7 protein-coding genes and 1 pseudogene are annotated in these 9049 nt (G+C 53.4%); 7 read left to right on the top strand and 1 reads right to left on the bottom strand.

Translation table 11 applies throughout. The annotated features are described in order from the left end of the window. Nucleotides 1–220: 220 nt before the first annotated feature. Entirely contained in the window at nt 221–481 is a 261-nt protein-coding gene (rpsT, locus tag CS369_RS16145; RefSeq protein WP_196907900.1) for a 30S ribosomal protein S20, read from the bottom strand. Between the two features lie 390 nt (nt 482–871). Between rpsT and ribF the strand changes: the two genes are divergently transcribed. From ribF to carA, 7 genes and pseudogenes are all read left to right on the top strand, one after another. Then, nucleotides 872–1813, top strand: a complete 942-nt coding sequence (gene ribF, locus CS369_RS16140) for a bifunctional riboflavin kinase/FAD synthetase (RefSeq protein ID WP_196907899.1) — start codon at nt 872–874, stop codon at nt 1811–1813. 43 nt (nt 1814–1856) lie between these two features. Next, nucleotides 1857–4673 carry an isoleucine--tRNA ligase gene (gene ileS, locus CS369_RS16135; protein ID WP_196907898.1) on the top strand — a complete coding sequence of 939 codons (2817 nt, stop codon included), beginning with the start codon at nt 1857–1859 and terminating at the stop codon, nt 4671–4673. Next, complete coding sequence (gene lspA / locus CS369_RS16130; RefSeq protein ID WP_196907897.1) at nt 4673–5185, top strand: signal peptidase II; 513 nt, start codon at nt 4673–4675, stop codon at nt 5183–5185. Before ileS ends, lspA begins: the two co-directional genes overlap by 1 nt. After that, nucleotides 5182–5655, top strand: a complete 474-nt coding sequence (fkpB, locus tag CS369_RS16125; RefSeq protein WP_196907896.1) for an FKBP-type peptidyl-prolyl cis-trans isomerase — start codon at nt 5182–5184, stop codon at nt 5653–5655. Before lspA ends, fkpB begins: the two co-directional genes overlap by 4 nt. Beyond that, entirely contained in the window at nt 5636–6586 is a 951-nt protein-coding gene (gene ispH, locus CS369_RS16120) for a 4-hydroxy-3-methylbut-2-enyl diphosphate reductase (RefSeq protein ID WP_196907895.1), read from the top strand. The genes fkpB and ispH overlap by 20 nt, the downstream gene beginning before the upstream one ends. Nucleotides 6587–6762: 176 nt before the next feature. Continuing rightward, entirely contained in the window at nt 6763–7587 is an 825-nt protein-coding gene (dapB, locus tag CS369_RS16115) for a 4-hydroxy-tetrahydrodipicolinate reductase (protein WP_196907894.1), read from the top strand. 424 nt (nt 7588–8011) lie between these two features. After that, nucleotides 8012–9049 (top strand): annotated as a pseudogene (gene carA / locus CS369_RS16110) (glutamine-hydrolyzing carbamoyl-phosphate synthase small subunit).

Genomic DNA, 9049 nt, shown 5'->3' with positions numbered 1-9049 from the left:
CTCTCCTGAAAGAAAAACACCCTGTCAGCGTACCGCTACAGGGTGGGGGTGACCATCTCATTAGCGCCTTACAGATTGAATCTGTCATAAGGAGAGGATAAGGGCGAGGTAACGCCAAGGGAAACATGAGGGATGTGCCTTGGACGTGCAGAAACAAAAAAACCGGCCAGAGCCGGTTTTTTCTTACAACGAGGAAGATAGATGTCTACGCAAGCAATGATTACAGTGCGTTGATCTGAACAGCCAGGTTGGATTTATGACGAGATGCTTTGTTCTTATGGATCAGACCTTTGCTAACCTGACGATCCACAATCGGTTGCATGTCGCTAAACGCTTTTTGTGCAGCTTCTTTATCGCCAGTAGCGATCGCGGCGTATACTTTCTTGATGAAAGTACGCATCATGGAACGACGGCTAGCGTTGTGCTTGCGACGCTTCTCAGACTGTACGGCGCGTTTCTTAGCTGATTTGATATTAGCCAAGGTCTAACTCCCAAATATATTCTATCGAGGACAATTCAAAGGCCGAGGAATATGCCCGTTTAGCCTTCGTTTGTCAATGGATTTGTGCAAATAAGCGCCGTTTGTACGCCGACGCTTGTTACGTTGTGATGACGCAGGATTTTAACAGCTTCGCGCTCGGGAATACAGCGTTTCCCGACAGAAATTCGCGTTTACCTGACGAACTTTTGATAAGAAAGAGGAATTTTTGCTCATGCGAAGCAACGCCATAGGGGCAATACATGGCAAGATCGGTAGGCACTGCCAAGCAATTGCGTGACAAAAGGCGTGAATCGCGCCTTAACCTTAACCGCTGTACAAGGTATAATCCGCCGATTTCCATATCGTTAACCAAACTGTTCCTGAGTCGCCATGCAGCTAATCCGCGGTATACACAATCTCCGGGCACGCCATTATGGTTGTGTGCTCACCATCGGCAATTTTGACGGTGTACACCGTGGGCATCAAATGCTGCTTGAGCGACTAAAGCAGGAGGGGCTAGCGCGTGATTTGCCGGTGATGGTGATGACTTTCGAGCCACAGCCGCTCGAACTGTTTGCTGCCGATCAGACACCTGCACGGCTTACCCGGCTGCGGGACAAGGTGAATTATCTGGCGCGCGCAGGCGTTGACGCACTGTTGTGCGTTAAGTTTGATGCAGCGTTCGCCGCACACGATGCGCAAGACTTTGTGCGCCACCTTCTGGTGGAAAAACTGGGTGTGAAATTTCTTGTTGTGGGGGATGACTTCCGCTTCGGGGCTGGTCGTAGCGGTGATTTCCTGTTATTACAGGAGGCGGGGCAGGCCCATGGTTTCGAAGTTATCAGCACGGCGACGTTCTGCAATGGCGGTAGGCGCGTAAGCAGTACCGCAGTACGTGATGCCTTGCTGCATGACGATCTGCCGCTGGCGCAAGAATTGTTGGGCCACCCTTACACGATTTCCGGGCGCGTGGTGCATGGTAAAGCGCTGGGCAGAACGTTGGGATTTCCGACCGCGAATTTGCCGATGAAACGCCAGGTATCACCGGTTAGTGGGGTGTATGCCGTTGAAGTCTACGGCCTGGGCCCGACGCCGTTTCCCGGCGTCGCCAATATCGGCACCCGGCCAACGGTAGACGGCGATAAACGCCAGCAGTTGGAAGTGCACCTGCTGGATGTCGCCATGGATCTGTACGGGCGTCATATAGAAGTGGGGCTGTGTAAGAAAATACGAAATGAGCAGCGGTTTGCGTCGCTAGAGGCATTGACGCAGCAAATCGCCGAGGATGTGGTGACGGCCCGGACGTTTTTCGGGTTAGCAGCACCGGTGTAATATTCATACCCCAAGGTATGGCCGAAACTAAATCGAGAATCTAATGAGTGACTACAAAACTACCCTGAATTTGCCGGAAACAGGGTTCCCGATGCGTGGCGATCTGGCCAAGCGTGAACCTGACATGCTGAAACGTTGGTATGAACATGATTTGTACGGAATTATTCGTCAGGCGAAAAAGGGCAAGAAAACCTTCATTCTGCATGACGGCCCTCCGTATGCGAATGGCAACATTCACATTGGTCACTCAGTTAACAAGATTCTGAAAGATATTATTGTCAAATCCAAAGGGCTGGCCGGTTATGATTCGCCGTACGTGCCGGGATGGGACTGTCACGGTCTGCCTATTGAACTGAAAGTCGAACAACTGATTGGCAAGCCGGGCGAGAAGGTGAGTGCGGCAGAATTTCGTCAGGCATGCCGCAAGTATGCGGCGGAGCAGGTTGAAGGGCAGAAGAAAGACTTTATCCGCCTCGGTGTGCTGGGCGATTGGGATCGCCCGTATCTGACCATGGATTTTAATACCGAGGCGAATATCATCCGCGCTCTCGGCAAGATCATCGACAATGGGCACCTGCACAAAGGTGCTAAACCGGTGCACTGGTGTGCCGATTGCGGTTCTGCGCTGGCAGAAGCTGAGGTGGAGTATTACGACAAAACCTCTCCGTCTATTGATGTGGCTTTTACTGCTGTCGATGCGGCAACTGTTGCGGCGAAATTCGGTGTCACTTCCGTGGCAGGCCCGATTGCACTGGTTATCTGGACCACCACCCCGTGGACGCTGCCCGCGAACCGCGCGATCGCCGTGAATGCCGAGTTTGCTTATCAACTGGTGCAAATCGAAGGCAAAGCGCTGATTCTGGCCGCCAATCTGGTGGAAAGCGTGATGGCGCGTCTGGGCGTAACAAGCTGGACCGTGCTGGGCGACTGCAAGGGTTCCGATCTTGAACTGCTGAGTTTCAAGCACCCGTTCCTGAATTTCGATGTGCCTGCGATTCTGGGCGACCACGTCACGCTGGATGCCGGTACCGGTGCGGTGCATACCGCGGGCGGTCATGGCCCGGATGACTACGTCATCAGCCAGAAATACCAGCTCGAAATCGCCAATCCGGTGGGGCCGAACGGCTGTTACCTGCCAGGTACGCACCCGAATCTGAACGGCAAGTTCGTCTTCAAAGCCAATGACCTCATCGTTGACATGCTGCGTGAAAGTGGCGCGTTGCTGCATGTGGAAAAACTGCAACACAGCTATCCGTGCTGCTGGCGTCACAAGTCGCCAATCATCTTCCGTGCCACGCCGCAGTGGTTCGTCAGCATGGATCAAAAAGGGCTGCGTCAGCAGTCGCTGTCTGAAATCAAAGGCGTGCAGTGGATCCCGGATTGGGGTCAGGCGCGCATCGAGTCCATGGTTGCCAACCGCCCAGACTGGTGTATCTCGCGCCAGCGTACCTGGGGCGTGCCAATGTCTCTGTTTGTTCATAAAGAGACCGAAGAGCTGCACCCTCGCACGCCGGAGCTGATCGAAGCGGTGGCTAAACGCGTTGAGCAGGACGGCATCCAGGCATGGTGGGATCTCGATCCGGCCGATTTGCTGGACGCTGATGCTGCCAATTATGTCAGAGTGCCGGACACGCTGGATGTGTGGTTCGATTCCGGATCGACCCACGCCTCAGTGGTGGATGTGCGTCCGGAATTTGCAGGGCATGCAGCCGATATGTATCTGGAAGGCTCTGACCAGCATCGCGGCTGGTTCATGTCCTCGCAGATGATCTCTAAGGCGATCAAGGGTAAAGCCCCGTATCGTCAGGTGCTGACTCACGGCTTCACCGTCGATGGTCAGGGCCGCAAAATGTCCAAATCCATCGGCAACACCATTGCGCCGCAGGACGTGATGGACAAGCTGGGCGCGGATATTCTGCGTCTGTGGATCGGCTCCACCGACTATTCCGGCGAGATCGCGGTGTCCGATGAAATCCTCAAACGTTCTGCCGATGCTTATCGCCGCATCCGTAACACCGCACGTTTCCTGCTGGCAAACCTGAACGGGTTCGATCCGGCCTTGCACAGTGTGAAGCCGGAAGAGATGGTCGTGCTGGATCGTTGGGCGGTAGGCTGCGCGCAAGCCGCACAGCAAGAGATCGTTGAAGCGTACGAAAGCTATGATTTCCACCGTGTGGTGCAACGCCTGATGCAGTTCTGCTCCATCGAAATGGGCTCGTTCTATCTGGATATCATCAAGGATCGACAATACACCGCCAAGCATGACAGCGTGGCGCGCCGTAGCTGCCAGACCGCGCTGTTCCACATTGCGGAAGCGCTGGTTCGCTGGATGGCGCCGATCATGTCCTTCACCGCCGATGAAGTCTGGGGCTACTTACCGGGTAAACGCGCACAGTACGTGTTTACCGAAGAGTGGTATGACGGCTTGTTCGGGCTGGCGGAAGAGGAAACCCTGAACGATGCGTTCTGGGCCGACATGTTGAAAGTGCGTGCCGAAGTGAACAAGGTGATTGAGCAAGCGCGTAACGACAAGCGTATTGGTGGTTCGCTGGAAGCGGCGGTAACGCTGTATGCCGATGCTGAGCTGTCCGAGAAGCTGGGGCGTCTGCAACAGGAGTTGCATTTTGCACTGCTGACCTCCAGGGCGCGGGTTGAACGCTATGAAGATGCTCCGGTGGATGCGCAGGCGAGTGAACTCTCTGGCCTGAAAATTGCCTTAAGCAAAGCGGATGGGCACAAGTGCCCGCGTTGCTGGCACTATGAGTCCAATATCGGTGTGGATGCTGCACACCACCCAGAGGTATGCGGACGCTGTGCCACGAATGTGGGCGGTAATGGCGAAGAGCGTAAATTTGTCTGATGAATAAATCGATCTGTTCAAGCGGGTTGCGCTGGCTGTGGCTGGTGCTGGTAGTGTTGGCGGTGGATCTTGGCGTCAAATGCTGGGTGCTGGCGAATTTTGAACTGGGTGAAACCTGGGCGCTGTTTCCCTCGTTAAACCTGCACTATGCCCGTAACTACGGTGCAGCGTTTAGCTTCCTGGCAGATAAAGGCGGCTGGCAGCGCTGGTTCTTTGCCGGTGTCGCCATCATGATCGTGGTGGCGCTGCTGGTGATGATGTACCGCAATCGCGCCGATCAGAAGCTGAGCAATATCGCCTATGCGCTGATTATCGGCGGTGCGCTGGGAAACCTATTTGACAGAACCTGGCACGGCTTTGTGGTCGATTACATTGACTTCTATGTCGGTGACTGGCACTTCGCGACGTTCAATCTGGCGGACACGGCTATCTGTATCGGGGCAGGTCTGGTAGTGCTGGAAGGCTTTCTGGCACCTCACGACGCCTCCGCCAAGCCGAAGGGGCAGGTATGACGCAAAGCGTACAGAATACCAGCGCCGTACTGCTGCATTTTGTGCTGACGCTGGAAGATGGCAGCGTTGCGGAATCGACCCGCGAACGGGGCAAATCTGCGCTGTTTCGCCTGGGGGATGAGAGCCTGTCTCCGGCGCTGGAACAACAACTCCTCAGCTTGCGCCGGGGAGATAAACACCGTTTCACGTTGCCGCCGGAATCGGCTTTCGGACCGTTCAATCCAGATTTGATTCAGTTCTTTCTGCGCCGCGATTTTGCCGAAACCGGCGTACCTGACGTGGGCACCATCATGCTGTTCAGCGGCGTGGCGGGCAATGATATTCCCGGCGTGATTCGTGAAGTGGCGGAAGAGTCGATTACGGTCGATTTCAATCATCCGCTGGCGGGTCATCACGTAAGTTTTGATGTTGAGGTGATGGACATCGATCCTGTCGCGCAGGAGGTTGAGCGTGCAAATCTTACTGGCTAACCCACGTGGTTTCTGCGCGGGCGTCGATCGCGCAATCAGCATTGTCGAGCGTGCGCTGGAAATTTATGGCACGCCGATTTATGTGCGCCACGAAGTGGTGCATAACCGCTACGTGGTGGATGGCTTGCGTGACCGCGGTGCGATCTTTATTGAAGAGATTGGCGAAGTGCCTGATGGCGCAATCCTGATTTTTTCTGCGCACGGCGTGTCTCAGGCTGTACTGGTGGAGGCAAAGAATCGCGATCTAACCGTCTTTGATGCCACTTGCCCGTTGGTGACCAAGGTCCATATGGAGGTGGCGCGCGCCAGCCGTAAAGGGGTAGAAGCTATCCTGATCGGTCATGCGGGACACCCTGAAGTAGAAGGCACCATGGGGCAGTACAGCAACGACGATGGCGGCATGTATCTGGTGGAGTCGCCGGAAGATGTGTGGAATTTGCAGGTTAAAGATGAGGGTAACCTCTGCTTTATGACGCAAACCACGCTGTCGGTGGATGACACCTCTGCGGTAATCGATGCACTGCGTGAGCGTTTCCCACAAATTATCGGCCCGCGTAAAGACGATATCTGCTACGCCACCACGAACCGTCAGGAAGCGGTGCGTTATCTGGCGGAACGCGCCAACGTGGTGCTGGTGGTGGGGTCGAAAAACTCTTCCAACTCCAATCGTTTGGCAGAACTGGCTCAGCGTGCTGGCATTCCTGCTTACCTTATCGATTCTGCGAGCGATATTCAGGAACGCTGGCTGACGGACGTGGCGTGTGTCGGTGTAGCGGCGGGGGCGTCTGCACCGGACATTCTGGTTCAGCAGGTGATTGAACGCCTTAAATCCTTCGGGGGGAAAGTCGCGCTCGAGCTGGAAGGCCGTGAAGAGAACATTGTCTTTGAAGTACCAAAAGAGCTGCGCGTGGAAGTAAAGCAGATCGATTGATACTGGCATGAGGTTGAGTAAAAAATAGCAGGGTGTTATCCCTGCTATTTTTTTATCTGAATTATCCCCTTTTTGTCAGAAATTTCTAATCCTGCGTGAAATCCGCTGGCAGCCATCGCGTTGGCCCGCTAACCTGAGAACGTTTTTACGGCGCAAGTGAAAAAAGAGAGATAACGATGAAGGATGCAATACGTGTAGCGATTGCCGGTGCCGGTGGTCGAATGGGGCGTCAACTTATCCAGGCTGTTTCGCAGATGGAGGGGGCTGTACTCGGTGCGGCGCTAGAGCGTGAGGGCTCATCGTTGGTTGGCGTTGATGCCGGAGAACTGGCCGGACTGGGCACGCTGGGCGTTATTGTGCAGGATTCGCTGGATGCGGTACGTGATGATTTTGATATCTTCATCGATTTCACGCGCCCGGAAGGCACATTGGCGCATCTGGCATTCTGCCGCCAGCATGGCAAGGGCATGATTATCGGTACCACGGGTTTTGATGATGCAGGCAAAGCAGCTATCAGCGCGGCTGCACAAGAGATTGGCATTGTGTTTGCCGCCAACTTTAGTGTGGGTGTCAACGTGATGCTGAAATTGCTGGAGAAAGCGGCCACGGTGATGGGTGACTACACGGATATCGAGATCCTGGAAGCGCACCACCGCCATAAAGTGGACGCCCCGTCGGGGACGGCGTTAGCCATGGGGGAAGCCATTGCGGGCGCGTTAGGGCGCGATCTGAAAACCTGCGCGGTCTATGCGCGTGAGGGCCACACCGGTGAACGTGTGCCTAACAGTATCGGTTTTGCCAGCTTGCGTGCCGGAGATATCGTCGGTGAGCACACTGCAATGTTTGCGGATGTTGGTGAGCGCATTGAGATTAGCCATAAGGCTTCCAGCCGTATGACCTTTGCTAATGGTGCGGTTCGTGCTGCAATTTGGTTGAAAGATAAAAAATCAGGTCTTTTCGATATGAAGGATGTGCTTTATCTTAATGATTTTTTCTATTAATTAATTGAATTGGATGGCTTATTTTCCATCCTTTTTTAATTAAATGGATTTAATTATTGTATTGTAATTGATATAAATTTTTATTTTCTCTCCTTTGCAAAGGTTTTGATGGCGTTTTTTTAACCACTCATTGCCCTGTCAGGCATCTACTGGGAAAATATTTCCTTCTGGCTAATAATGTCAGCAGGCAACCGTTTACTTTGCCTTTTTGATGGCTGTTTTTGTGGCTGTGGTAAGTCAGTGACGCCGTAAGCCATAAAGAATGGAGAAAAATAGCGGTTAGAGTGGACAAGTTGAACGACCATCATTAAAATGCGCGCAATTTGCCAAAAGTTTACCGAAAAGGTAATTTTTGCATTGATTTGGAGTGGCTAATCTGAATTAATATGCAGATAACATGATTTTTTATTCCTTGGAGGGTGTTTTGATTAAGTCAGCGCTATTGGTTCTGGAAGACGGAACCCAATTCCACGGTCGTGCCATCGGGGCAGAGGGAACGGCAGTGGGGGAAGTGGTCTTCAATACGTCGATGACCGGTTATCAAGAAATCCTCACTGATCCTTCCTATTCCCGCCAGATTGTCACTCTCACTTATCCCCATATTGGTAATGTCGGCACTAACGCCAGCGACGAAGAATCCCCCCTCTGTTCATGCTCAAGGCCTGGTTATTCGCGATCTGCCTCTGATTGCAAGCAACTACCGTAATGAAGAGAGCCTCTCGAATTATCTGAAACGCAATAACATCGTTGCTATCGCCGATATCGATACGCGTAAGCTGACTCGCTTGCTGCGTGAGAAAGGGGCGTAGAATGGCTGCATTATTGCCGGGGATGCGGCACTGGCATTGGAAAAAGCCAAAGCGTTCCCTGGCCTGAAAGGCATGGATCTGGCAAAAGAAGTGACGACGCAAGAACGTTATGGCTGGACGCAAAGTAGCTGGACGTTGACCGGCGACCTGCCTGCTGCTAAAGCGGAAAGTGAATTGCCGTACCACGTAGTGGCTTACGACTACGGTGTGAAGCGCAACATTCTGCGTATGCTGGTCGATCGTGGCTGCAGTTTGACGGTTGTGCCTCCTCAGACCTCCGCTGAAGACGTGCTCAAACTGAATCCGGACGGTATCTTCCTCTCCAACGGCCCTGGCGACCCGGAGCCGTGTGACTACGCCATCAAGGCAATCAAAGCCTTCCTGGAGACCGATATTCCAGTATTTGGCATCTGCCTGGGTCACCAACTGCTGGCGCTGGCAAGCGGTGCTAAAACGGTCAAAATGAAATTTGGTCACCACGGTGGTAACCACCTGGTGAAAGATCTGGATGCTGACAGTGTGATGATCACCGCGCAGAACCACGGTTTCGCGGTGGATGAAAACTCACTGCCTGCGACGCTGCGCCCGACGCGGCCCCTTTGTTCGATCACTTTATCGAACTGATTCAATCTTATCGTGCGAATGGTAAATAA

This window comes from Candidatus Symbiopectobacterium sp. 'North America', from assembly GCF_015762685.1.
GTDB lineage: Bacteria > Pseudomonadota > Gammaproteobacteria > Enterobacterales > Enterobacteriaceae > Symbiopectobacterium.
Note: the sequence above shows the minus strand (reverse complement) of the source record. Positions and strands in the feature narration are given on the sequence as shown.

What these genes read in the sequence shown, in the direction of transcription:
- ribF (WP_196907899.1), top strand. Translation starts at nt 872, where the DNA reads ATGCAGCTAATCCGCGGTATACACAATCTCCGGGCACGCCATTATGGT.
- ileS (WP_196907898.1), top strand. Translation starts at nt 1,857, where the DNA reads ATGAGTGACTACAAAACTACCCTGAATTTGCCGGAAACAGGGTTCCCG.
- lspA (WP_196907897.1), top strand. Translation starts at nt 4,673, where the DNA reads ATGAATAAATCGATCTGTTCAAGCGGGTTGCGCTGGCTGTGGCTGGTG.
- fkpB (WP_196907896.1), top strand. Translation starts at nt 5,182, where the DNA reads ATGACGCAAAGCGTACAGAATACCAGCGCCGTACTGCTGCATTTTGTG.
- dapB (WP_196907894.1), top strand. Translation starts at nt 6,763, where the DNA reads ATGAAGGATGCAATACGTGTAGCGATTGCCGGTGCCGGTGGTCGAATG.